Origin of the sequence: Bacteroides graminisolvens (assembly GCF_963666085.1) — a bacterium.
Taxonomy (GTDB): domain Bacteria; phylum Bacteroidota; class Bacteroidia; order Bacteroidales; family Bacteroidaceae; genus Bacteroides; species Bacteroides graminisolvens.
Map to the genome: position 1 here is coordinate 1,197,425 of NZ_OY762556.1, position 24,739 is coordinate 1,222,163.

A 24,739-nucleotide genomic window follows, 5' to 3' on the forward strand; every position below is an offset into this window, starting at 1 on the left:
TGTAAATTGAAAGTTATTATGAAAAAAAAGAATATAATTATTCCAGCATTTCTTGCTGTTGTTAGTTTGCAAGGATTTGCACAGGAGGCTAATGATAGTATTTTGGGGAAATCAACATCTTTTTCCAATCAACCTGTTCACGTTGGTTATAATAGTACCCAAAGATTAGAAGAATCAACTTCATCTGCTTCCATCATTTATGGAGATCAGATTAATAAAAGAGGGGCCAAAAACGTGACCACTTCTCTGTATGGCCAAGGCTTGGGGCTTACTGCTTTGCAAGAGTCGGGTTCATACACCAAGCAAAGTTCGGCATTGTATATTAGAGGCCTTCAAAGCTTGTCGGGTAGCAATCCTCTTATTTTGGTTGATGGTATTGAACGTGACCTTGATTTTATTACCCCTGAGGAGGTTGAATCAGTTACTATATTGAAAGATGCGGCAGCAGTTGCTCTGTATGGTTACAAAGGTATCAATGGTGTTTTGCATGTAGTTACAAAACGTGGAAAATACAATTCAAAAGAAATAAATGTTTCTTATGATCATGTAATCAACTGGCAAGCCAGACGCCCCAAATTTGCTGACGCATACACGTATGGGAATGCAATAAATGAGGCTTTGAAGAATGATGGACAGGCTATTCGTTATTCTGATGATGAATTAAACGCCTTTCGTTCAGGTAAATATCCTTATCTGTATCCTAATGTTGATTGGGTAAAGGAGACTTTTAAAGATACCGGCGCTTCTAACATCTACAATGTAAGCTTTCGTGGGGGAGGTAGTAAATTCCGTTACTATGCTTTGGCAAATCTCACTAATAACAGCGGTTTTATTGCTAATCCTAATATGAATGATGGATACTCTACCCAAGATATGTACTCAAAAGCTAATTTGAGAACAAATTTGGATATTGATTTGACCCCTAAAACGAAGCTGATTGTTAATCTGTTGGGTACTTTAAGCGAATCAAGAGTTCCTGGGCATAACGAGGATAGCGATTCGAAAAAAAATACAGACTTATGGAATATGATCTATTCCTTACCTTCAGCGGCAATACCTGCTAGATTGGAAGATGGAACATGGGGCGGTAGCTCTATCTGGCCTGGAACTAGTAATCCGGTAGCGATGTCGCAAGCTGCTGCTTACTCAAAAGGGCATAACTATTCTTTGTTTGCTGATATGAAACTGTCTCAAGATTTATCTTCTATTACTCCAGGCTTGAGAGCACATGTTCTTATGGCTTATGATAATATTTCCAATTATTGGGAAAATCATTCAAAAACTTTTGTCTATGGCAGTAATGCGGTAACAGGTTGGGCGAACGGTGAACCCACTACTACTCAATACTATAAAGGTGGAGCAGATACGGGTATGGGAACAGAATCTAACATCATTGGATGGAATAGAGCTCTTAATTTGGCCGGTAGCGTGGATTACACAAATAATTTTGGTGATCACAGTCTTTACTCTCAACTGAAATGGGATTACGAATATAGAAACACCAAAGGATTAAATCACACTTGGTATCGTCAGAATGCATCTTTGTATGCCCATTATGGATACAAAGCTCGTTATTATGCTGACGTGACTTTGGTTGCTTCGCAGTCCAACAAATTGGCTCCGGGACATAAATGGGCTTACTCTCCCACCATATCTGCGGCATGGGTAATGAGCAAGGAAGATTTTATGAAGGATATTTCTTTCATTGATTTCTTGAAAGTTAGGGCATCATTTGGAATTATCAATGTTGACAAACTTCCTATTAGCGATGATACAGAACAGGAAGGTTATTGGGAACAAGTTTATACAGGAGGATCATACTACCCCTTTGATACCGGTTATTCTGTAGGAACAAGCAGTTGGACTCTAGGCCGTTTAGCCTCATTAAATTCTACGCATGAAAAGGCCTATAAATATAACTTTGGTGTTGATGCTAGCCTCTTTAATGGATTAAATCTGATGATTGATGGTTATTACCAACGTCGTAGTGATATTTGGGTATCTTCAAGTGGACAATATTCTTCTGTATTAGGGTTTACTGCTCCTTTTGAAAATGGAGGAATTGTTGATAGCTGGGGAGTTGAAGTGGGTGCCGATTATACTAAAAATATTGGTGAAGTAGCTTTTAATATAGGTGCAAATTTTACATATAACAAAAACAAGGTAATAGAAATGATGGAGGAACCTCGTCTGTATTCAAACTTGAAGCAAACGGGTAACGCTCTAAATCAAATTTATGGATTGAAAGCTATTGGTTTCTTTAAAGATCAGGCCGATATTGATGCCAGTCCGGTTCAACAGTTTGGAACGGTTAAACCCGGAGATATTAAATACCAAGATATTAATGGAGACCAAAAGATTGATGAAAATGATAAATGTGATTTAGCTTACAGTAATGTGGTTCCTGAAATTTATTATTCATTCCGATTGGGCGCTGAGTGGAAAGGTGTTGGCTTTAACGCTTTGTTCCAAGGAACAGGTAATTATTCTGCTATCCTGAACACAAAAAGTGTCTATTGGCCCTTGATTAATAATACAACTATTTCTCAGCATTATTATGATAACAGATGGACGGAGAATAATATGAACGCAAAATATCCTCGTCTGACATCTCAGAGCAACGAGAATAACTACCAAAATAACAGTGTTTGGGTAGAAGATCGTTCTTTTCTGAAACTACGTACGGTTGAACTTTATTATAAATTGCCAGCGTCATTGTTGAGTAAGACAAAGATTATGAAAGGTGCAAAAGTATATGTGAGAGGTACTGATTTACTTTGCTTTGATCACATAAAAATTGCCGATCCTGAATCTTATGGAGCTACTAGCCCTTTAACAAGAAGTGTGTTGGCTGGACTGGCCGTGGAGTTTTAATTTGTAGAACAAATTAATTTGAATGAATTATGAAATTTAAAACGATAATTAGCTGTGCCGTTTGTGTGTTAACAGTAGCCTCTTGTGATAAAATGGATTATCGCGAATACACAAATTATGGCAAAGATTATATGGAACTTTCCTATGATAATGTTAGTGGGCTGATAACGAACATTTATACCAAATTAGATTATGATTTTGGCCAAAGCTACTCAGGAGGAATGCTAGCATCTGCTTGTGATGAGGCCGAATACGCATACAATTCAAATGCAGTGTGTGATTTTTACAATGGTTCATGGAGTCCTGCAAATGCCAAAGAAAGCACTTGGACAAACAGTTATGCCGCCATTCAAATGTGTAATCATTATCTTGATGGATTCCAAGGGCTGACTTTCCCTGAGTTGGAATTGAATCAAGATTATGATGCTAAAATGAATAGCTATAATAACTATGCTCATGAAGCAAGGTTTTTAAGAGCCTATTTCTATTTTAATCTGGTACGTCAATATGGAGGTGTTCCTCTGGTTACTCATGTACCGACTACTCAGGAAGTGAATAAACTAACTCGTGCTTCTTCTGAAGATATTTTTAAATTTATTGAATCGGAATGTGATGATATAACAAATAAAATTATTGCTGACTATACGGCATTGGGATCATTGGCATTGAGTACTCCTGAAACAGCCAGAGCAAATCGATTAACCGTTTTAGCATTGAAAGCTCGTGCAGCTCTTTATGCTGCCAGCCCCCTATTTAATACAACTGATTCTAAAGAACTATGGAAAAAAGCTGCGTTGGCAAATAAAGCAGTCTTGGACTCTGCCGTAGTTTATAAAAAATATCTTGTTAAATATTCAGAGCTGTGGGGTGAAACAAACTGGACAAAAGATGAAATGATCTTTATGCGTAGAATGTATCCGGATGCAACAAATACATTGGAAGGATATAACTTTCCAATTGGTGTTGAAGGAGGAAAATCAGGAAATTGCCCTACTCAAACTTTAGTTGACGCTTATGAAATGAAAGCGACAGGCAAATTGTGGAACGAAACAGGTAGCGGTTATGATCCCACCAAACCATACGTAGGGCGTGATCCTCGTTTTGAATTGACTATTGCTAAAAATGGTGATACCAAATGGCCTACTTATAATACACTGGCACTACAAACTTACTATGGAGGATCCAATGGTGAGCCTATTACTGGAGCAACTCCTACAGGATATTACTTGAAGAAATATTGTGATGCTTCTGTTAACTTAACAGCTGGTAAAACTAATACCAAACGTCACACTTGGATCACTTATCGTTTAGGAGAATTTTATTTAAATTATGCGGAGGCTGTATTCAAATATTTGGGTTCGGCAGATGCTACATCTCCAGAGTTTCCTCTGTCTGCCCGTGAGGCGGTAAATATGATTCGTAATCGTGCTGATGTGAAAATGCCGTTACTATCAGCAGGTCTTAGTAGTGAGGACTTTTGGAAAAAATATGAAAATGAACGCATGGTAGAGCTTGCATTCGAAGGACATCGCTTTTGGGATATTAGAAGATGGAAAGAAGGTGATAAGCTGAAGAGTATCGTTCAAATGAAGATTACAAAGAACGATGATGGGACGTTTACTTATACTCGTAAAATTGTAAACAGGAGCTGGGATGATAAGATGTACTTATTCCCAATTCCACAATCAGAGAGAATGAAGAATCCCAATTTAACTCAAAACCCTGGCTGGGAGTAGTTAGATTTATTTAAATGAATAAAAGGAGTTAAAATGAATCTGTTTTAACTCCTTTTTATATAAACACTAAGTAATAATATGAAACATAGTTATATATGGAGCGCTTTTTCATTTACATTATTAGGCTCTGCCTCTGTAAATGCTGAGGCACATGATGCAAATGAGAAGAAAGAAGCTGAGCGTCCTAATATTATTTTTATTTTGGCAGACGACATGGGTTATGGGGATTTATCATGCTATGGCAATAAAGACATTAAAACGCCCCATATTGACAAGTTGGCTCAGACAGGAACTCGTTTTACACAGTGCTATGCCGGTTCAGCTATTAGCTCTCCTTCCCGATGTGCATTGATGACCGGTAAGAATACGGGTAATACAACTATCCGTGATAATTTTTGTGAAGCAGGCGGCATAGAAGGTTTAAAGGGACAAAATATGATTCGCAGAATGCATCTGTTGCCCAATGACACTACCATCGCTACCGTGCTTAGCGCGGCAGGATATAAAACCTGTTTAGTGAACAAATGGCATCTGGATGGCTTTAACCCCGAAGCGACTCCTCTAAACAGAGGCTTTCAAGAGTTTTACGGGTGGTTGATAAGTACACCTTACTCGAACGATCCTTATTATTATCCTTATTGGCGCTTCAATAATTCGCAATTGGAGAATATTGAGGAAAATAAAAATGATCAGCATATTAAGCACAATACTGATATATCTACAGAAGATGCTATTCATTTTATTCGCCGGAATAAAGAAAACCCTTTCTTTCTGTATCTTGCCTATGATGCACCTCACGAACCTTATGTGATTGATGAGACAAGCTGGTATGATGACAAAGCATGGGAAGGCAATACCAAACGTTACGCTTCACTTATTACACACATGGATAGAGCCATTGGCAGGTTAATTAATGAACTGGAGCAATTGGGAATACGCGATAATACGCTAATTGTTTTTGCATCCGACAATGGCGCAGCTGTACAAGCTCCTCTGGCAGAACTCAAATGCAACGGTTCATTAAGAGGAAGAAAAGGACAGCTGTACGAGGGAGGCATTAGAGTTCCCTTTATTGTGAATCAACCCGGTAAGGTAAAAGTGCAGGAACTTAATAACCTGATTTATTTTCCGGATGTGATGCCTACATTGGCTAATTTAGCCCGGGCAACGGATAAGCTTCCTCAAAGAATAAATGGAATGAACATACTTCCTTTATTTTATGGGCATCAGGTTGAAACTAATAATAGGTTGTTGTATTGGGAGTTTACCGGAAAGCAACGGGCGGCAAGAAGAGGTGACTGGAAGGTTGTCTCCGTCAAGAAAGACGCACCTTTGGAGCTTTATCATATAAGCAAGGATATGACAGAATCAATGAATTTAGCTCAGGATCATCCTGAAATAGTAAAGGAGTTTGAACAAGAAATGAATAAAATGCGTACTCCTTCACCAAACTGGCCTCTGCCGAATGAATAGTACGCTGAATTAAAATATTTAATAATGAGGTAAAGCTAATCTGCTTCTTTTGTATTTTTGCAAAATCACTAAAGTTATTATACTATGAAAAAGGTTTTATCGCTTTTATTATTTTTATTGTTTGTCCTAACGAGGCTATCGGCGCAGGAAACGAAGATTAAAGTTGCTTGTATAGGCAATAGCATTACTTTCGGGGCTGGTATTAAAGATCGGGCCAACCATAGTTATCCCAGTATTTTAGGAAGAATGTTGGGCAAGGATTATGAAATACAAAATTTTGGTGTCAGCGCTCGAACGCTTTTAAACAAGGGTGACCATCCCTATATGAAAGAAGTGCAGTTTCAAGATGCCCTGAATTATCAACCCGATATAGTGGTCATAAAACTGGGAACGAATGACACCAAACCTCAGAATTGGAAATATAAAAATGAGTATCAATCTGATATGGAGCAGATGGTAAACGCTTTCCACTCTCTTCCTTCTCATCCGCGAGTGTATCTGTGTTACCCGGCCACTGCTTATTCAATTAAATGGGGTATAAATGACAGTATAATAGTGCATGATGTGATACCTATGATTGATGCTGTAGCTCGCAAATTAAGTCTGGAAGTGATTGATTTGCATTCGCCTACGGCTAATAAAAAAGAGTTATTTCCTGATGATATACATCCTAATCCCGAAGGTGCAGCTATCTTGGCCAATGAAGTTTATAAGACTATCACAAAGAAAAAAAGTGGTAGTCGTATCCTCTTTATAGGTGACTCTATTACTGACGGGAATTGGGGTGGTGGCGGAGCAAAACCTTCGTCAGAACGTAATCATTGGGATCAGAACCATATTTTTGGAAGTGGTTACATGTATCTCTGTGCAGCGCATTATCAGGGACTATATCCCGAAAGAGAGTATCGCTTTTTGAATCGTGGTATTAGTGGGCATAAGCTGGAAGACCTGAAGGGACGTTGGGAAGTAGATGTTTTGAAAGAATCGCCCGATGTGTTATCTGTTCTAATTGGGACGAATGATATTGATCAGTTTATGAGGAGTAAGGAGAAAACTTTTGATTTTGAACGCTGGGGGAACAATTACAAGGCGTTGATTGATGCCTCACTGAAGCAGAACCCACATTTAAAATTGATTCTTTGTTCTCCTTTTGTTGTTAACTCGGGCGGCATGAAGTCAAAGGCCGATTTTGCACTACGTGATAGTTTGATACGGGAGGCAGGTCAGGTGGTTGAAAAAATAGCGGCTGATTGCGGAGCGGTATTTATTAATTATCAGCAGTTATTTGATGAACTTTATTATAAATATCCTGCATTGCCGAACACGTATTGGTTGTGGGATGGTATTCATCCGACTCCTGCAGGTCATCAAAAAATGGCTGAACGTTGGGTTGAGCAGGCTGGTGATTTTTAATTACCACAAAGTTTAGTATAGCTTTAAAGAAAAGAGCTGTCTGTACTTTCGCTATCAGACAGCTCTTTTTTTGTTATTTGTTTATCTTCACATTCTTACATGTAAAAGGCTTGATAAAGTGGGCGTCATAGTTGCCTTTTCGGGCTTTGATCGTTAAGTTTTCAAAAGTGAAGTTTGTAAGCACATATTGATCGGATGGACTGACATTAAAGAATGTTTCGCATTCAAAATCAATGTTACGCATAGTTAGGTGATCAGAATATGAAAGAGGAATATCCTTACGATCCTTCAAGTCGAAGAATTGTGTCCAAGGCTTGATGTATAAGAAATGGTTGGCATTGCCGGTAATGTCTTCCACTAAAATGTATTCATATTTTTGTGGCGTATCAGGACGCATCTTAAGCCAGAGCAAACGATTCGCTTCGTTCACTTTGCAACGACGAAGAATAATGTTACGGTCGTATATTGATTCGCTACCAAATGTTAGTGCACTGTGACAGAAACCATAATTGCAATCTTCGATGATGATGTTATAATTGCCTCCGTTGCTTTCATCTTTATCCGCCCAAGGTCCTTTGCCACCTTTTAATGCTACAGCGTCATCATTTACTGAGATGTAACAGTTCTTAATGAGCACATTGGCGCATACGTCGATGTCAACGCCGTCTGTGCTAGGAGCCTTTACCGGTGCTTCGGGTGAAGTGATTCGCAGGTTTAGTAATTTTACATGATTGCTTTTATATAAATGCGTTGTCCAAAATGGAGAATTCATTAAGTGTACCCCTTCAATTTGTACATTGTCGCAATTGGAAATGTAAACCAGTCGGGGGCGCAGTTCATCCATATTGGTACATTTTGGGTTTACAGCCCGGCGTAACCAGAATGATTTCCAATAACGTAAACCGTTACCGTTGATTGTACCTTTGCCCGATATGGTAAATCCCTTCAAGTTATCAGCATTGATTAATGCAGTGAAATATTTCAATGTCTGACCCTCCATCCGGGTCATTTGAATTGGGAAATTGTTTATGTCATCACTTCCTTTAAGAACTCCTCCTTCTTCCAGGTAAAGGTGTGTTTGAGGTTTAAAGAAGAGTGCTCCGCTTAGAAAGGTACCTTTGGGAACCACTACCACTCCGCCGCCATTTTGATGAGCCAGATCGATAACTGCTTGGATTCTCTCAGTTTGAAGCAAGGTACTGTCGTTCAATACACGATAATCGGTAAGAACATACTTTTTTCCTAATGCATCTATTCTGACTGTTTCATTTTTACGAAACCATTCCGGTATCGGTGTTCCGTCGGGGAATTTTTCTTGGCCGAAGAGTTGAACGCATAGAAGCGCAGTGAGCAATAACGTAAAGATTCTCATGGTTTAATGATATTAGTATATAAATAATTGTTTTTCACTGAATGGTACGTTGACCAAAAGTAGATAAAATTAATCTTTAAGCCAACTTGTAACCCTTCTCTTGCACGTTTTTACATGCAATTGTACAGACGTATAGGTAGAAGTACAACTGAAAAGGCTAATTTTGTTGAGCAAATTAATCTTACTGATAATATATAAGAATGAAAAAACTAATAGGAACTACTTTGGCTTTGTTTGTTTGCTGGCTTGGATTTGCACAGCCGGCTTACGACTTCAGTAAAATGCAACGTGAAAAATTGGGTAGAGGCGTAGTGGCGCTTCGACAAGATGCTAAAACGGTTTTTATAAGCTGGCGTTATCTGTCGGCCGATCCGCTCGATGTTTCTTTTAATGTTTATCGCAACGGCAAGAAAATTAATCAAAAACCGGTGACTGAAAGCACTTGCTTTTATGATCATCGAGAAGAAACTACAGAGGCTGTTTACACGATTAAAGCTGTTTCTCAAAGTACTAAAACGGCATTGCCCGAAGGACGTTACAAGTTGCCCACCAATGCACCGGCAGGCTACCTGAATATTCCTCTGAATCGTCCTCAAGGCGGGGTTACTCCTTTCGGAGAAACCTATACGTATATACCTAATGATGCAAGCATAGGTGACGTTGATGGCGATGGCGAATACGAAATTATTTTGAAGTGGGACCCTTCCAATGCACATGATAATGCTCACAACGGCTATACAGGTCCGGTATTGTTCGACTGTTATCGTTTGGACGGCAAACATTTGTGGCGTATAAACCTGGGACGAAACATACGGGCGGGAGCACATTACACACAATTTATGGTATTTGACTTCGACGGTGATCATCGTGCTGAAGTAGTAATGAAAACATCAGACGGTACCGTTGATGGAAAAGGAAAGGTTATTGGAGATGCTGCGGCCGATTATCGGGCAGAAAGCGGTAGAATATTAACGGGTAATGAGTATCTTACTGTGTTCAGTGGGGCGACTGGCGAGGCGCTTTATACCACAAACTATGTTCCTGAAAGAGGCGATTTGATGGGTTGGGGCGATGATCATGCCAACCGAAGCGATCGTTATCTGGCTTGTGTGGCTTACCTAGATGGTGTTCATCCCAGTGTTGTAATGTGCAGAGGATACTACACCAGAACGGTGCTGGCTGCATTCGACTGGAATGGAAAGGAACTTAAGCAACGATGGGTGTTCGACAGCAATCAACCCGAATGGAGTAACTACGCGGGCCAAGGAAACCACAATTTGCGTGTGGGCGATGTGGATGGAGATGGTTGTGATGAAATTATGTATGGCTCGTGTGCCATTGACCATAACGGTAAAGGGCTTTATTCTACAGGCATGGGACACGGCGACGCTATGCACCTTACTCAGTTTGATCCGTCCAATCCTAAATTACAGGTGTGGGATTGTCACGAGAACAAACGGGATGGGTCTTCTTTCCGTGACGCAGCTACTGGAAAAGTTTTGTGGCAAGTGAAGAGTTCTATTGATGTGGGACGTGCCATGGCAGCCGATATTGATCCAACCAATCCGGGAGTGGAGATGTGGTCTCTTGCTTCGGGCGGTATCCGTAACTTGAAAGGTGAGGTCATAAATCCCGATATTCGTACGCTTCCGGTTAATATGGCTGTGTGGTGGGACGGTGATTTACTTCGTGAGATGCTGAATAAAAATGTAGTGAGTAAGTATGATTGGAAAACTAAAAAGTGTTCTCCTTTGGTTGTTTTCGAGGGAGCGATGTCAAACAACGGAACCAAATCGACCCCTTGTCTTCAAGGCGACTTGGTGGGCGACTGGCGTGAGGAGGTATTACTCAGAACAGAAGATAATTCGGCGTTACGCCTCTACGTGTCAACCTTGCCAACCGATTACCGGTTCCATACTTTCCTCGAAGATCCTGTTTACCGCATCAGCATAGCGACACAGAATGTGGCTTACAACCAGCCCACACAACCCGGATTTTATTTCGGTCCCGACATAAAGAAAGGGCTGTTTCGCGGGTATCAGTTTAAAGAGAAAGAAGCAGCCAATGACATGAACTCTCCGTTGCATTTATTAGCACCTGAATACAAAGTGCCTTACGGAGAACTCTCTATTCAGGAGGTTAAGTCTGATATGGATCGCGTATTGCAGTTTTTAGAAGAGTCAACACCGGCCAAAGTCATTAACAAACAAACGGGTAAGCAGATAACCGATTACAAAGAAATGGATGGTGATGCTACCTTGGAAAGAGGACTGTTCCGACTGGCCAGCTATGAATGGGGAGTAACCTATGCAGCGATGTTGGCTGCCGGTGATGCAACGGGAGATGCCCGTTACAAAGCCTATACATTGAGCCGTTTTCGTTTCTTTACTGAAATTGTGCCCCAATTCAAACGGTTGATGAGTAACTACGGAGTGATTGATGCACAAATGAAACAGATGCTAACTCCACATGCGTTGGACGATGCGGGTGCCATGTGTGCAGCTATGATTAAGGCAGAACTTACCGATGAAAAGTTGAATCTTCGTCCCATGATTGATAATTACATGGACTATATCATGAATAAGGAATACCGCCTTTCCGATGGAACTTTTGCAAGAAACCGTCCACAACATAACACACTTTGGCTCGACGACATGTTTATGTCTGTTCCCGCTATTGCCCAAATGGGGAAGTTAACGGGAGACAGTAAGTATTACGATGAGGCTGTTCGCCAAATTCTTCAATTCTCTAAAAGAATGTTTGCACCCGAAAAGGGTCTCTATCGCCACGGCTGGGTTGAAGGGATGAGTGATCATCCTGCCTTTCACTGGGGTAGAGCCAATGGCTGGGCGATACTCACCATGACGGAAGTATTGGATGTATTGCCCCTTAACCACCCCGGTTATGAACAAGTGATGAATCAATACAAGGCACACATACGCGGACTGGCGGCCTGCCAGGGCGGTGATGGTTTTTGGCATCAGCTGCTCGATCGCAATGACTCTTATGAAGAGACATCGGCTACCGCTATTTATGTTTACTGTCTGGCACACGCCATCAACAAAGGTTGGATTGATGCGTTGGCGTATGGCCCGGTTGTACAGCTAGGCTGGCATGCTGTTTCTACAAAGATCAACACCAAAGGAGAAGTAGAAGGTACTTGTGTGGGAACAGGCATGGGATTCGATCCGGCTTTCTATTATTACCGTCCGGTGAATGTGTACGCTGCGCACGGTTATGGTCCGGTACTCTGGGCAGGCGCCGAAATGATAAACTTATTAAGAACGCAGCATCCTAAAATGAACGATAGTGCCGTTCAATATTATCATACGGAGCAAACCACGAACGAACCGATTTTCAGTGTGCCGGTTGAATAGGATCCAGATTATATTATCAAGTTAAATAAATTACTTAACAAAAAGAAAAACACAATGAAAAGAGAAGCATTTAAAATGTTCTTGAAACCGGGTTGTGAAGCCGAATACGAAAAAAGGCACAACGCCATCTGGCCGGAACTGAAAAAACTTTTGTCGGAAAATGGAGTTTGCGATTATTCCATCTATTGGGATAAAGACACTAATATCTTATTTGCCAGTCAAAAGGTACAAGGTGAAGAGTCCTCGCAAGATATGGGAAGTAACCCCATCGTGCAAAAATGGTGGGCTTACATGGCAGACATCATGGAGACAAATCCCGATAATTCCCCCGTCTCAATTCCGCTAAAAGAAGTTTTTAGGATGGAGTAGACTGTTTTTAGGGCTTGTTTACGGAAAAATTCCCCTTACGAGGCAAGAATAAGCATACTTTCTGCTATTTTTGCCTCGTAATTGTAATCTGTAAACCCTGGAGAACATGAGAAAAAGTCTGATAACTCTTCTCTTCTTATCACTTTTCGCGGCTACTATTTCCGCATCTATTGAAATTCGATCTAAGCAATTGACTATTGCCGATGGATTACCTAATAATTCCGTTCGATATTTATTACAAGATAGCAAGGGCTTTATGTGGTTGGGCACACTCAACGGACTAAGTCGTTACGACGGAAATTCTTTTCTTTCTTTTTATCCTTCCTCCTCTTTCAATACGGTCTCTTTATTAGACAGGCGGGTTTTCGATATGGCTGAAGATAATAAAGGCTTTCTTTGGATTTCTTTTTCCTCGGAGCAGTTTAGTTGCTACGACTTGAAAAGAGCTTGTTTCGTAGACTTTACCGGAAACGGGGAATATAAACAGCAGTACTCCAAAAGAATGTTTGCAAGCAATGGTGATGTGTGGCTGTGGCATGAAGGTAACGGCTGCAGGCATATTACCTACAACAATGGTTTTTCTTCCGTGACTTTTACGAAGGCAAACGGCAAATTACCCGATGATGATGTTCAATTTGTAAATGAAGCAGAGCCGGGAACTTTATGGATAGGTAGCAAGAAAGGGCTGACGCGTGTAACGGGTAATCGTGCTACAATCGTGAATAGGGATATTGCTTTTTATCAAATGATTTATGCGGGTGGACAACCTTACTTCCTGACTTCGGATAATAAGGTGTATACTGTTCAGAAAAATGGCGCAGGGCTTAAACTTCTGGCTAATGGAACGATTCCCGGTATAGTTATTTCGGGCACCTTCCAACTCAATAACCAATGGATCATCCTGACTTCGGCCGGTTGTTTCTCGTTCCATTTCCAAAACAAAAAGATGGAGTCGGCGGCTGCACTTTTCGGTGAAGACATTCAGTCAGGTAATGTGCTACTCGATAATAAAAACAACTTTTGGGTTTACAACCACAGTGGCCGGGTTTGGTATATCCGGGCAGAAAACGGGGCAATAAAAGAGTTCCGTCTTATTCCAGCCGAGAAGATGGGATACATCGACTTTGAAAGATATCACGTGGTGCATGACTCCCGTAACATTATTTGGATTTCAACTTACGGCAACGGACTGTACGCTTATGACACGACCAAAGATGAGTTGAATCATTTCACGGCAGGTATGGGTGGGCTTAGCCACATTGCTTCTGACTATCTGCTTAATATTACCGAAGATCGTTCGGGCGAGGTTTGGGTGAGTTCCGAGTTTTCGGGCATATCGCGTATATCGGTTATCAATGAAGGCTCTTACCGTTATTTCCCCGAAGACAAGTCGTTACTCGATCGCTCTAATACGATCCGCATGGTTTCGCGGCTCGACGATGGGACTATTTGGATGGGTACCCGTAAAGGTGGACTCTATTTATACGATGAAAACTTTCAGTTGAAATACGTGAAGAAAGATTTTCACTCAAACATTTACGCCATGCGCAAAGATGCCGAAGGTAAGATATGGATGGGAACCCGCGGCGACGGACTGATGATTGACAATGTGTGGTACAAACATCAGGATGGTGATGCTTCTTCTTTGGCTAATGACAATATATTCTGTATCTACAGGGACAAAAAAGACCGTATGTGGATAGGAACTTTCGGCGGCGGACTTGATTTGGCTATCAAAACAGATAAGGGTTATCGGTTTAAACACTTCTTAAACGGTTCGTACGGACAGCGGCAGATACGTGTGATTTGCGAAGATAAGAACGGAATGATGTGGGTGGGCACCAGTGAGGGTGTGTATGTGTTTAACCCCGATTCATTAATCCAAAATCCAGGAAAATATTATTTGTATAATTACGTAAACGGAAAGCTGAAGAGTAACGAAGTAAGGTGTATCCTTCCGGGTTCAAAAGGTCGTATGTGGATCGGTACAGCCGGTGCCGGTTTCAGCATGTGTGAGGTCAAAGGTGATTATCGTTCGTTAAACTTTAAGTGCTACTCAACACATGACGGACTGTCGAACGACATGGTACAGTCCATGGCAGAAGATAAAAAAGGAAATATATGGTTGGCTACGGAGTATGGAGTATCTAAGTTTGTAACAGAATCGGGCACATTCGAAAATTATTTCTTCTCTGCTTATTCGCAGGGAAACGTGTATACGGAGAATTCAAGTTGTGTGTGTCGCAACGGGAACATACTCTTTGGGTCTAATCACGGCTTTGTTATTATTGATCCCAACGTGGTGAAACGCAATAATGCCTCGTTCCCTCCGGTGTTTACCAACCTGAGTGTGAATGGTATTAACATGATGCCTAGTGATAAAGACTCTCCGTTGACTGTTTCCATGCCTTATTCTAAGGAGATAAGACTGAGTCACAGCCAGAATTCCTTTGTCGTTGAATTTTCATCTTTCAACTATTCGGATGCCGGACAAACCAAATATTCCTATCGCTTGGTGAATTATGATAAAGATTGGAGCGCACCCTCTTCACTGAATTTTGCTGCTTATAAACAACTGCCTTACGGCGAGTACGAACTTCAGGTGAGAGCGTGCAACAGTTCGGGTATCTGGGATGAAGATATAGCTACTTTGCACATAGTGGTTGATCCGCCTTTTTATCTTTCCGCATGGGCTTTTCTTATTTATGCCATTTTGCTGATTACCATTGCCTACTTTGCTTTCCGCATTGCTCGTAACTTCAACCGTTTGCACAATAAAATAGAAATTGAAAAACAGCTGACTGAATACAAGCTGGTGTTTTTTACCAATATTTCGCATGAGTTTCGTACCCCGCTTACGCTTATTCAGGGTGCGTTGGAGCGTGTTCAACGGCTGGATGTGAATACCAAAGAGTTGGCGCATCCGTTGCAAACCATGCAAAAAAGTACCAACCGCTTGTTGAGGCTTATTGACCAACTACTTGAATTCAGGAAGATGCAGAATGATAAGTTGGCACTTTCGTTGGAAGAGACAGATGTGGTTGCCATGATTTATGAGATATTTCTGAGCTTTGGAGATATGGCAGAGTCGAAGAACATGGACTTTCAATTTGCGCCCTCGGTGAGCCGATACAAAATGTTTGTCGACAAAGGAAAACTGGATAAGATGGTGTACAACCTCTTGTCGAATGCATTTAAATATACTCCTCAAGGGGGCAAGGTTACGTTGCATGTGATGGCTGACGAAGAGAGCGGACTACTTCGTATTAAAGTAAGTGATACGGGCGTCGGCATTCCGAAAGAGAAGCGGAATCAGCTGTTTAACCGGTTTATGCAAAGCAACTTCTCGGGAGACAGTGTGGGCATAGGGCTTCATCTGACTCATGAATTGGTACAAGTGCACAAGGGTAGCATTTTGTATGAAGAGAATGAAGGAGGTGGTTCGGTGTTTGTGATCAGTCTGCCCCTGAAGACGGATTCTTACGAGGGGAAAGACTTCTTGATTCCCAATAATGCTCTGATGCGTGAACAGCACACGGCTGTTTTACCCGACGATGGTGAGCAGGCAGTTGCCGAAGCCGTTGCATCGACTACGTTGCCATTGAACCAACAAAAAATATTGGTGATTGAAGACGATGTGGATGTGCGCAAATACCTGAAAGAGGAGCTGGGCGCTTATTTCCAAGTTGTAACGGCCGACAACGGAGTGACGGGATTTGAGATGGCGAGCAGCGAAGATCCTTGCCTGATAGTGTGCGACGTACTGATGCCCGGCATGAACGGCTTTGAAGTAACCCGCAAATTGAAGTCTGAGTTTGACACGAGTCACATTCCGGTGATTTTGCTTACAGCGCTTACGCTTCCCGAAAATCATTTAGAAGGAATTGAGAGCGGAGCAGATGCGTATCTGTCCAAACCATTCAGCATTAAACTGCTGCTGGCTCGTATTATTAAATTGCTGGAGCAGCGTGAGAAGTTGAAAGCCAAGTTCTCAGAAGAACCGGGAATTGTCCGCTCAGCTATTTATGCGTCGGAGCGCGACAAGGAGTTTGTGGACGAACTTCACCGCGTGCTTGAAGACAATCTGTGTCACGCTCGCTTTTCGGTCGATGATTTTGCCGCACAGATGAATGTAGGCCGCACTGTTTTTTATAAAAAGGTGAAAGGAGTTACGGGCTACTCTCCCAATGAATATATACGTATTATGCGCATGAAAAAGGCAGCCGAGTTACTATTAGGTGGTAAATTCACTGTGGCCGAAGTGTCATATAAAGTGGGGATTGATGATCCTTTTTACTTCAGTAAGTGTTTTAAATCACAGTTTGGCGTTGCACCTTCCGTTTACCAGAAAGGCAAAGCCTAAGACCAAAAAGTTGAAGTATGATAACAAAACAATTGATCTGTCCGAAGAGTATCGTAGTTGTCGGTGCGTCGAACAATGTACATAAACCGGGTGGGGCTATTCTGCGCAACCTCATTGAAGGAGGTTTCAAAGGAGAATTACGTGCAGTGAACCCCAAAGAAAAAGAAGTATTGGGCGTTGCTTGTTTCGCATCAGTAGCCGATGTCCCGCCAACCGACCTGGCTGTTCTGGCCATCCCGGCCAATTTATGTCCCGAAGCGGTTGAGATATTGGCTTCTCAGAAAGAAACCCGTGCATTCATCATTCTTTCTGCAGGTTTTGGTGAGGAAACACACGAAGGCGCTTTACTCGAAAATAAAATATTAGAAACAGTGAATCAATACGGTGCTTCACTGATTGGGCCTAACTGCATCGGCTTGCTCAACACTTGTCACCACAGTGTTTTCACTCAACCTATTCCGAATTTGAATCCCCAAGGAGTAGACCTTATTTCTAGTTCGGGAGCTACGGCGGTCTTCATCATGGAGTCTGCCTTGGTAAAAGGGTTGCAGTTCAACTCGGCTTGGTCGGTAGGTAATGCCAAACAGATAGGGGTAGAAGATGTGTTGCAATATATGGATGAGAACTTTGATCCGGACAGAGATTCCTGCATCAAGCTCCTTTACATGGAAAGCATCAAGGACCCCGATCGTTTGTTGCTTCATGCTTCTTCGTTAATAGAAAAGGGGTGCCGCATTGCCGCCATTAAAGCAGGAAGTTCCGAGAGCGGCAGTCGCGCTGCCTCTTCGCATACAGGAGCCATGGCCAGTCCCGATTCCGCTGTCGAAGCTCTTTTTAGAAAAGCAGGCATCGTGCGATGTTATTCCCGTGAAGAGCTCACCACAGTAGGTTGTGTCTTTACGCTTCCCGAACTGAAAGGACGTAATTTCGCCATTGTAACCCATGCCGGCGGTCCCGGAGTTATGTTGACAGATGCTCTTTGTAAAGGCGGATTGAATGTCCCGAAACTGGAAGGTCCGAAGTTGGATGAGTTGAAAGAAAAGCTACTTCCCGGCGCTTCTGTTGCCAATCCTATTGATGTATTGGCCACCGGCACACCGGAGCACTTGGATATTGCCATTGATTATTGCGAAAAAGAATTTGAAAACATTGATGCTATTATGGCTATTTTCGGAACACCCGGACTGGTTACCATGTTCGATATGTACGAAATGCTGCATCAAAAGATAAAACATTGCCGTAAACCCCTGTTCCCTGTGTTACCTTCCATACATACCGCAGGAAAAGAAGTGGAACAGTTCCTGGCGAAAGGTCACGTAAACTTCTCCGATGAAGTAACGCTGGGAACGGCTCTTTCACGGATCATGAATGCTCCCCGTCCCGCGGGCAATAAGGTGGAACTTTATGGGGTCGACGTACCGGCTATCCGCCGGATTATTGATTCCATTCCCCACGATGGTTACATTGCACCTCACTTTGTGCAAGCACTTTTGCATGCGGCAGGCATTTCTGTGGTCGACGAATTTGTGTCCGGCAATAAAGAGGAAGTTCTTGCATTTGCACGCCGAACAAGTTTTCCGGTGGTGGCCAAAGTAGTGGGACCGGTGCATAAGTCGGATGTAGGCGGTGTTACGCTTAACATCAAAGGAGAACAACACCTGGCTTTGGAATTTGAACGAATGATGCGCCTTCCCGATGCGACAGCCGTGATGGTGCAGCCCATGTTGAAAGGTACTGAACTTTTTATCGGAGCCAAATACGAAGAGAAATTCGGCCATGTGGTGCTTTGCGGACTGGGCGGTATCTTTGTGGAAGTGTTGAAGGATGTGTCGTCCGGACTGGCGCCGTTATCTTACGAAGAGGCATACTCTATGATTCATTCGCTTCGGGCATATAGAATTATACAAGGCACACGCGGACAAAAAGGAGTGAACGAAGACAAGTTTGCTGAAATCATTGTCCGTCTTTCTACCTTGTTACGTTTCGCTACCGAGATTAAAGAAATGGACATCAACCCTTTGTTGGCCACGGAAAAGTCGGTTATTGCAGTTGATGCCCGTATACGGATAAAAAAATAAATAAAAACGTGCAATATTCTGAGGGATGTTGTATTTATTAAAGTATATAACTGAACTCTAATCTTTTTAGTATGAAAAAAGTGAAAAATGTATGGCTTCGTTGTTCGGCTTGGCTGCTGAATTCTATCCTTTTGTTGCTGGGGTTTTCTTCTTGTGATGGTGATGACAATGGCAACGTAGGCGAGCAGTTGTTGATGTACGGCATGCCTTACGCTACTTACAGCCTGAAAGGAAAGGTGGTTGATGCACAAAAACAACCTATTCCCGATATAGAAGTGAAAATAAAGATAGGTAACGGTGGCGTTTACTATAGTCCAATTGCCCCATTGAAAACCAATTCTTCAGGAGAGTTTGTTTTTAAAGAGAACCTTACCGCTGAAGGAAAGTTCAGACTAGTAGCCCGTGATGCAGACGGTGCCGCAAATGGTTCTTTCAAATCAGACTCGATAGATATAACAATGGACAAGCCGTCGGGTGGAGACGGATGGTTTCGAGGTACCACTTCGAAAGAAGATATTGTAATCACTCTTCAAAAAGATGAGGCTAAATGAGTAACTGACGTCTAGATATCTTTTAGTATGAAAAAAATAAATAATTTTTGGTTTCGCTCTTCAGCTTGGTTGCTGAATTCTATCCTTTTGTTGCTGGGCTTTTCTTCTTGTGATAGCAATGGATCGGAGATGTACGGCACGCCTTATGCTACTTACAGCCTGAAAGGAAAGGTGGTTGATGCACAAAAACAACCTATTCCCGATATAGAAGTGAAAATAAAGATTGGATATGGTGGCGATTATCACAGTCCAATTGCCCCATTGAAAACCAATGCTTCAGGAGAGTTTGCTTTTAAAGAAAACCTTACTATTGACGGAAAGTTCAGATTGGTAGCCCGTGATGTGGACGGCACTGCAAATGGTTCTTTTAAATCAGATTCGATAGATATAACAATGGACAAGCCATCGGGTGGAGATGGAAGTTGGTTTCAAGGTTCCGCTTCGAAAGAAGACATTGTAATCACTCTTCAAAAGGATGAGGCTAAATGAGTGGGGTTTCTATATCACTAAGAAAACGCATCGGGCTGGAACTCGCCCGAAAGATCAGAGAAAATCGTAAGAAACAGCATGCATTGCGACAATTGTTCTGGGAGTGTACGCACCGTTGCAATTTGTCGTGCAAGCATTGCGGAAGCGACTGCAAACAAAGTGCTGTTCACAAAGATATGCCGGCGGAAGATTTCCTTGCTGTCATTGATTCCATCGCTCCGTTTGTAGAGAAGCACAAAGTCAGTATCATTATTACCGGCGGCGAACCATTGGTTCGTCAAGATTTGGAGACTGTGGGGATGGAACTTTACAAACGTGAGTTCCCGTGGGGCATTGTGTCTAACGGACTACTTCTCACTCGCCGTCGGCTAGACTCTCTGTTGGCTGCGGGCATGCACGCCATCACGATTAGTTTGGACGGCTTTGAAGAGGCGCACAATTGGCTTCGCGGACATCCGCAAAGTTTCACTCGCGCCAGTGAAGCCATCCGTATGTTGTCCGGAGAAAAGGAATTGCGTTGGGATGTGGTGACTTGTGTGAACGGGCGTAACTTCAAAGACTTGCCTCGCTTTAAAGAATACCTCATAGAGTTGGGCGTGAAAGAATGGCGAATATTCACCATATTCCCTGTTGGACGGGCGGCCGAGCACCCGGAACTTCAATTGAGCGATGCCGACTTTACAGCTTTGCTGGAATTTATAAAACAAACACGTCAGGAGAAAACCATTCGACTGAACTTTGCCTGCGAAGGATTTCTGGGCGGTTACGAAGCCGAAGTACGCGATTCTTTTTATAGCTGCAATGCCGGTATTAGCGTGGCCTCGGTATTGGTTGACGGCTCTATCAGCGCTTGTCCCAGTATTCGCAGTAACTTTTCGCAAGGAAACATCTACAAAGATAATTTCATGGATGTATGGGAAAACGGTTATCAGACGTTTAGAAAACGTGAGTGGCTGCGTTCGGGACAGTGCGCGCAATGCTCTCTCTTCCGTTATTGTGAGGGCAACGGCATGCATCTGCACGATGAAACAGGCAAGTTACTGGTTTGCCATTATCAGCGGATAGTGAAATAGAATTAGACCGAAAAGAGATTGTTACTTTACTCAATATCGGTATATGGAGTTGGATTGTATAATAATTGAGATTATCCCATAGAGTTTATACCAAGCAATCTGATAGAAAGTCTTGATGATTACCAACAGAATATTATTAATGGTAACGAACAATCATTATTTAGAATCAGATGATAAATGTTAATTTTATAATGCAAAATTTGGAAGAGATTCAAGTATCCTATGGCTTGTAGAGAAAAGATTATGTGCAAAAATTGAAAATATTTATGTGGAAATCGCTCTACAAGTTGAGAAGAGTGGAAGTACACTTGTGAACAATCCGAGAAATCACAGCAATAAATTATGGCGTGTTGCCAATGACTATTGATGGCCAATTAACTAAAACAAGTATTCACATATTTAATACATTTTCACTCTTTAACCACAAATATCACATCGGCGAGACTCTTATAATTGTTTCCTTTAAATGTAAAATTAATCTCTTTCAAAGAGTCTGCTTTAAAATCATCTAAATAAAGTTTTACTTTAGGTTCTATCAAAGAAAATGCACGTTTCATTTTCCATGACTGGCTCATATCAGCCGTATCTACAAGAATTACAAAGATTCTATTTTCTGCACCAAAACGCATTTCACCTTGATTGGAGTATAACCATGTCATCAGTTCCATTGTATTTGTTTGAGCCTCGGTTATAACTTCTTTGCGCTTTTCGTTCAATTCATTAATAATTTCGGAGTGTCCTATCTCTGACAGCTTTTCTGAAAGTGTATACATTTGTTGAGATTCCGTTTGTGTCGTATCAGCCGTGACATTGAACTTCTTTGCTTTTTGTTTCAACCATGTAAGTTCTCTGCTCCCTAGTTTTGCTTTTAACTTGTCATTCATGTATTGCTGCGGAAAGAATGTAACCTTCAAATCAATAGGATTATTATCTAGAAAGAAATCAACGCTTTTTATTTCACCCACAGCAGAAATTACCTTTTTATGATTTTTAAATAATGATTCAATAAGGTATGACGTCCAGTTGTTGTACCAGCTTGTTTGTACATACTTCCATGCGTTATCAGCAATTTCACTTTGTTTGCTCACTAACTCATCATAATTGCTAATCACTTTTACATACCTGCTTACTAAATGCTTGTCTAATGAATTGTTTTGATCGCCGCCCCAAACATAATGTTGCACTTTATATAAATCTTCTTTCAGTCTATCTTCATTAACACCTATTGCATCATACCATTCATGGCTTTTTTTGTTTAAATAATTATCAAGTTGTTGCATTGCATCAGGTATACTCTCGAGTTTCTTAAACAACTCTACATTTTGGTCTGCAATTTTAGTCGTAGTGAGTGTTATCGTATTCTCTTCAAGGAATTGTTGAATCTGTTTGCATCTACACACAGCACGCACTTTGAGCCATAATAATCCGTTCTCATTATGATTAAATGCATTTAGATTTTGAGCTCTAAATTCCTTATCCCATTTATCAAAGTTATTCATAGTATATTAATATTTATTTTCTTGTACATACTAAAAGAATCTCGCTACTACCTGCAACGCTACCTTTGCCTCCGCGTCCGGCTCTATATGTTTTTCTTTCTATTCTGACATTACGGTAAGGCTCAATCATGCCTACCATAGTTTCAATATCAGGATAACTGCGATTATTGTAGCTTACGAGCCAAGTAGGGATATGGTTGGCGCGATCAAACATCAGTTGGAGATTTGTAAGTGCTTCGCTATTTTTGTCAAATCCGCTATACTTTTTAGGTTCATAACGCTTGGTTCCGTTTACAAATTGTTTGTCTTTCCAGTATTCAACATATGTTTCTAACAAATGATAGAAAGACTGATAATCGGCATGGCTATTACAATATGGAGGATCAAAATATACCAAGTCTATGTTATTCAGTTGAACTAATAAATCTAGAATATTTTTATTATAACTTTCATTTTCTTTTTGGTTGTCGAATACAGCAGCATTATATTCTGGAAGTAAATCCATAAATAAGTCTTTCAATGGACGTATCAAGCTACGGTTGCGTTTGATACGAGTTGGATCAGCAGCATACACCAATGCTTGTGTGTGAGCAAAATGTCCCATTGTTACTTTTCGGGTCATGCTTCGACACATTACAGCTAGAGCCAGAGCCTCTTTATAAGGGTTGTTCAAGAATCTCACATTACTTCGAAAGCTATCTGCAAAAGCAGCCTCTTTGGGTAGGAAAAACAAATCTGTATACAATTTCTCCATTAAATTAAATTCTTTTGGGTTGCTATTATCAGAGAAAAGTATATCTATATCATGCTTTTCGAGGATGTATCCTGGATTTTCAATCAATGCCTTTCCGATCAAATTATTAAAATTTAGAAAATCGTTTGTTACTACTTTCTTGCCTAATTGTTTGAGCATATATGCTATAGATTGAGAGCCAGAGAATGCATCCAAGACTGTATTCGTATCATCAGGGATGAATTGAGCAATCCATCCTCTGTGAATATACTTTGCTCCTAAGTACTGCGGCTCAGGAAATTTATAACCCAAATATTTTGTATTGTCAAAAAGCATGCCTTTTTAAGTTTAGGTGCAAAATTACTTGTTTTTTGCTAAATCAGAGAATGATTCTTCAAGTTTATTTTCTTCTCTCAAATTTCTTCCGATTTACCAAGAGGATTGTTAAGCCTCTCTTATAGTTAACTATGTAGGTTCTCCATTATGCCGATTGGTCTACTTATATAATTGAATAGTGCAATTTATCTATTATTGATGGAGTAACTCTTTATGCTGTTGTCATTAGGTCTATTTATGCATTTTTTGACCTTAAAGTCCTTTAAGATTACACTTTAGATATAAGATTCTGATTGTTGCTTTTGAGGTTCTTCTTCATTCAAATTACAACCGGATTAGACAATCTTTGCGCGAACTGCAGTAAAAGTAATCATTGATGGAGCTTGTTCTTCTTTAGTTTGTTAAGCTTGAGATTAAATAAGATTCAGAAAATAGTCAAATAATCATAGTGATAAGAAATGAAATAACTATGACATAGTAACAATATTCGGTTTCAACTAGTTCTTCTGTATTTCTTCATTAATACTATTCTTGAACTCTGAATTTCTCTGCTATTCTTTATTGATTTTAGGTTGTAAATAGTGTTACCTAATGTTCACTATAGCAGTTCTCTGTTGTTGATACTATTGATAAATCCAGATACGGTTGCTTTTTTTATTGTCATAATATTTGTCTATTAGTTTCGCTATATTGAAATAAAGGTAGTATAGTGTTTTTATAAAATGACTTTTTATGCAGATATGCTTGGTAGTAATAAATATAGTTTGGCCATTGCCATCCGATTCAAATTCACCTGTCCAATGTCCCGTGAATAGCTCTTCTTCTATATTGAACGAGTAAAAAGAAAATGGACGTTGATATCGGATACTTGTTTATCTTTACTGACTTCATCCCAAACATTTGCATCGTCTCTATTATGGATAACGAAATCATTTAAATTCAGACGGTACTTCCAATTGTTATTATTGGTTACTGCTTTATATTAAGTATCGGGCAAAACGTT

Annotated in this window: 13 protein-coding genes and 2 pseudogenes; 12 read left to right on the forward strand and 3 right to left on the reverse strand. The window is 40.9% G+C overall.

The features are described from left to right. The first annotated feature begins 18 nt into the window (after positions 1–18). The 4 genes from ACKPCE_RS04785 (at position 19) to ACKPCE_RS04800 (ending at position 7,496) form a co-directional block, all read left to right on the forward strand. Positions 19–2,874, forward strand: coding sequence for a SusC/RagA family TonB-linked outer membrane protein (locus ACKPCE_RS04785; protein WP_319504388.1), 2,856 nt, complete (start codon positions 19–21; stop codon positions 2,872–2,874). A gap of 29 nt (positions 2,875–2,903) precedes the next feature. Then, positions 2,904–4,610, forward strand: a complete 1,707-nt coding sequence (locus ACKPCE_RS04790; protein ID WP_319504389.1) for a RagB/SusD family nutrient uptake outer membrane protein — start codon at positions 2,904–2,906, stop codon at positions 4,608–4,610. A 78-nt stretch (positions 4,611–4,688) separates the two neighbouring features. Beyond that, complete coding sequence (locus ACKPCE_RS04795; protein WP_319504390.1) at positions 4,689–6,083, forward strand: sulfatase-like hydrolase/transferase; 1,395 nt, start codon at positions 4,689–4,691, stop codon at positions 6,081–6,083. 84 nt (positions 6,084–6,167) lie between these two features. Then, positions 6,168–7,496 (forward strand): GDSL-type esterase/lipase family protein, encoded by a 1,329-nt coding sequence (locus tag ACKPCE_RS04800; RefSeq protein ID WP_319504391.1) that lies wholly within the window; start codon positions 6,168–6,170, stop codon positions 7,494–7,496. Between the two features lie 73 nt (positions 7,497–7,569). On the opposite strand, the gene ACKPCE_RS04805 is transcribed toward ACKPCE_RS04800, so the two are convergent. Continuing rightward, positions 7,570–8,868 carry a rhamnogalacturonidase gene (locus ACKPCE_RS04805; RefSeq protein WP_319504392.1) on the reverse strand — a complete coding sequence of 433 codons (1,299 nt, stop codon included), beginning with the start codon at positions 8,866–8,868 and terminating at the stop codon, positions 7,570–7,572. Positions 8,869–9,068: 200 nt separating this feature from the next. Between ACKPCE_RS04805 and ACKPCE_RS04810 the strand changes: the two are divergent. The 8 genes and pseudogenes from ACKPCE_RS04810 to ACKPCE_RS04845 form a co-directional block, all read left to right on the forward strand. Further along, positions 9,069–10,922, forward strand: a pseudogene (locus ACKPCE_RS04810) (rhamnogalacturonan lyase); the annotation flags it as partial. Then, positions 10,914–12,245, forward strand: a pseudogene (locus ACKPCE_RS04815) (glycoside hydrolase family 88/105 protein); the annotation flags it as partial. The pseudogenes ACKPCE_RS04810 and ACKPCE_RS04815, both read left to right, overlap by 9 nt. Before the next feature lie 54 nt (positions 12,246–12,299). Beyond that, positions 12,300–12,614 (forward strand): L-rhamnose mutarotase, encoded by a 315-nt coding sequence (gene rhaM, locus ACKPCE_RS04820; protein ID WP_024996038.1) that lies wholly within the window; start codon positions 12,300–12,302, stop codon positions 12,612–12,614. A gap of 106 nt (positions 12,615–12,720) precedes the next feature. Further along, entirely contained in the window at positions 12,721–16,977 is a 4,257-nt protein-coding gene (locus ACKPCE_RS04825) for a hybrid sensor histidine kinase/response regulator (protein WP_319504393.1), read from the forward strand. 17 nt (positions 16,978–16,994) lie between these two features. Then, entirely contained in the window at positions 16,995–19,055 is a 2,061-nt protein-coding gene (locus ACKPCE_RS04830) for an acetate--CoA ligase family protein (RefSeq protein ID WP_319504394.1), read from the forward strand. Positions 19,056–19,126: 71 nt separating this feature from the next. Beyond that, positions 19,127–19,606 (forward strand): radical SAM-associated putative lipoprotein, encoded by a 480-nt coding sequence (locus ACKPCE_RS04835; protein ID WP_319504395.1) that lies wholly within the window; start codon positions 19,127–19,129, stop codon positions 19,604–19,606. 27 nt (positions 19,607–19,633) lie between these two features. Continuing rightward, a complete protein-coding gene (locus tag ACKPCE_RS04840) occupies positions 19,634–20,095 on the forward strand; it encodes a radical SAM-associated putative lipoprotein (RefSeq protein WP_319504396.1) in 462 nt (153 codons plus the stop codon). Beyond that, a complete protein-coding gene (locus tag ACKPCE_RS04845; RefSeq protein ID WP_319504397.1) occupies positions 20,092–21,168 on the forward strand; it encodes a TIGR04133 family radical SAM/SPASM protein in 1,077 nt (358 codons plus the stop codon). The genes ACKPCE_RS04840 and ACKPCE_RS04845 overlap by 4 nt, the downstream gene beginning before the upstream one ends. Before the next feature lie 410 nt (positions 21,169–21,578). Here ACKPCE_RS04845 and ACKPCE_RS04850 read toward each other — a convergent pair whose 3' ends face one another. Then, positions 21,579–22,667, reverse strand: a complete 1,089-nt coding sequence (locus ACKPCE_RS04850) for a triose-phosphate isomerase (protein ID WP_319504398.1) — start codon at positions 22,665–22,667, stop codon at positions 21,579–21,581. A 13-nt stretch (positions 22,668–22,680) separates the two neighbouring features. After that, a complete protein-coding gene (locus tag ACKPCE_RS04855) occupies positions 22,681–23,736 on the reverse strand; it encodes a DNA adenine methylase (protein ID WP_319504399.1) in 1,056 nt (351 codons plus the stop codon). Between the last annotated feature and the right edge of the window lie 1,003 nt (positions 23,737–24,739).

Coding starts and splice junctions, on each gene's coding strand:
- ACKPCE_RS04785 (WP_319504388.1), top strand. CDS start 19: ATGAAAAAAAAGAATATAATTATTCCAGCATTTCTTGCTGTTGTTAGT.
- ACKPCE_RS04790 (WP_319504389.1), top strand. CDS start 2,904: ATGAAATTTAAAACGATAATTAGCTGTGCCGTTTGTGTGTTAACAGTA.
- ACKPCE_RS04795 (WP_319504390.1), top strand. CDS start 4,689: ATGAAACATAGTTATATATGGAGCGCTTTTTCATTTACATTATTAGGC.
- ACKPCE_RS04800 (WP_319504391.1), top strand. CDS start 6,168: ATGAAAAAGGTTTTATCGCTTTTATTATTTTTATTGTTTGTCCTAACG.
- ACKPCE_RS04805 (WP_319504392.1), bottom strand. CDS start 8,868: ATGAGAATCTTTACGTTATTGCTCACTGCGCTTCTATGCGTTCAACTC.
- rhaM (WP_024996038.1), top strand. CDS start 12,300: ATGAAAAGAGAAGCATTTAAAATGTTCTTGAAACCGGGTTGTGAAGCC.
- ACKPCE_RS04825 (WP_319504393.1), top strand. CDS start 12,721: ATGAGAAAAAGTCTGATAACTCTTCTCTTCTTATCACTTTTCGCGGCT.
- ACKPCE_RS04830 (WP_319504394.1), top strand. CDS start 16,995: ATGATAACAAAACAATTGATCTGTCCGAAGAGTATCGTAGTTGTCGGT.
- ACKPCE_RS04835 (WP_319504395.1), top strand. CDS start 19,127: ATGAAAAAAGTGAAAAATGTATGGCTTCGTTGTTCGGCTTGGCTGCTG.
- ACKPCE_RS04840 (WP_319504396.1), top strand. CDS start 19,634: ATGAAAAAAATAAATAATTTTTGGTTTCGCTCTTCAGCTTGGTTGCTG.
- ACKPCE_RS04845 (WP_319504397.1), top strand. CDS start 20,092: ATGAGTGGGGTTTCTATATCACTAAGAAAACGCATCGGGCTGGAACTC.
- ACKPCE_RS04850 (WP_319504398.1), bottom strand. CDS start 22,667: ATGAATAACTTTGATAAATGGGATAAGGAATTTAGAGCTCAAAATCTA.
- ACKPCE_RS04855 (WP_319504399.1), bottom strand. CDS start 23,736: ATGCTTTTTGACAATACAAAATATTTGGGTTATAAATTTCCTGAGCCG.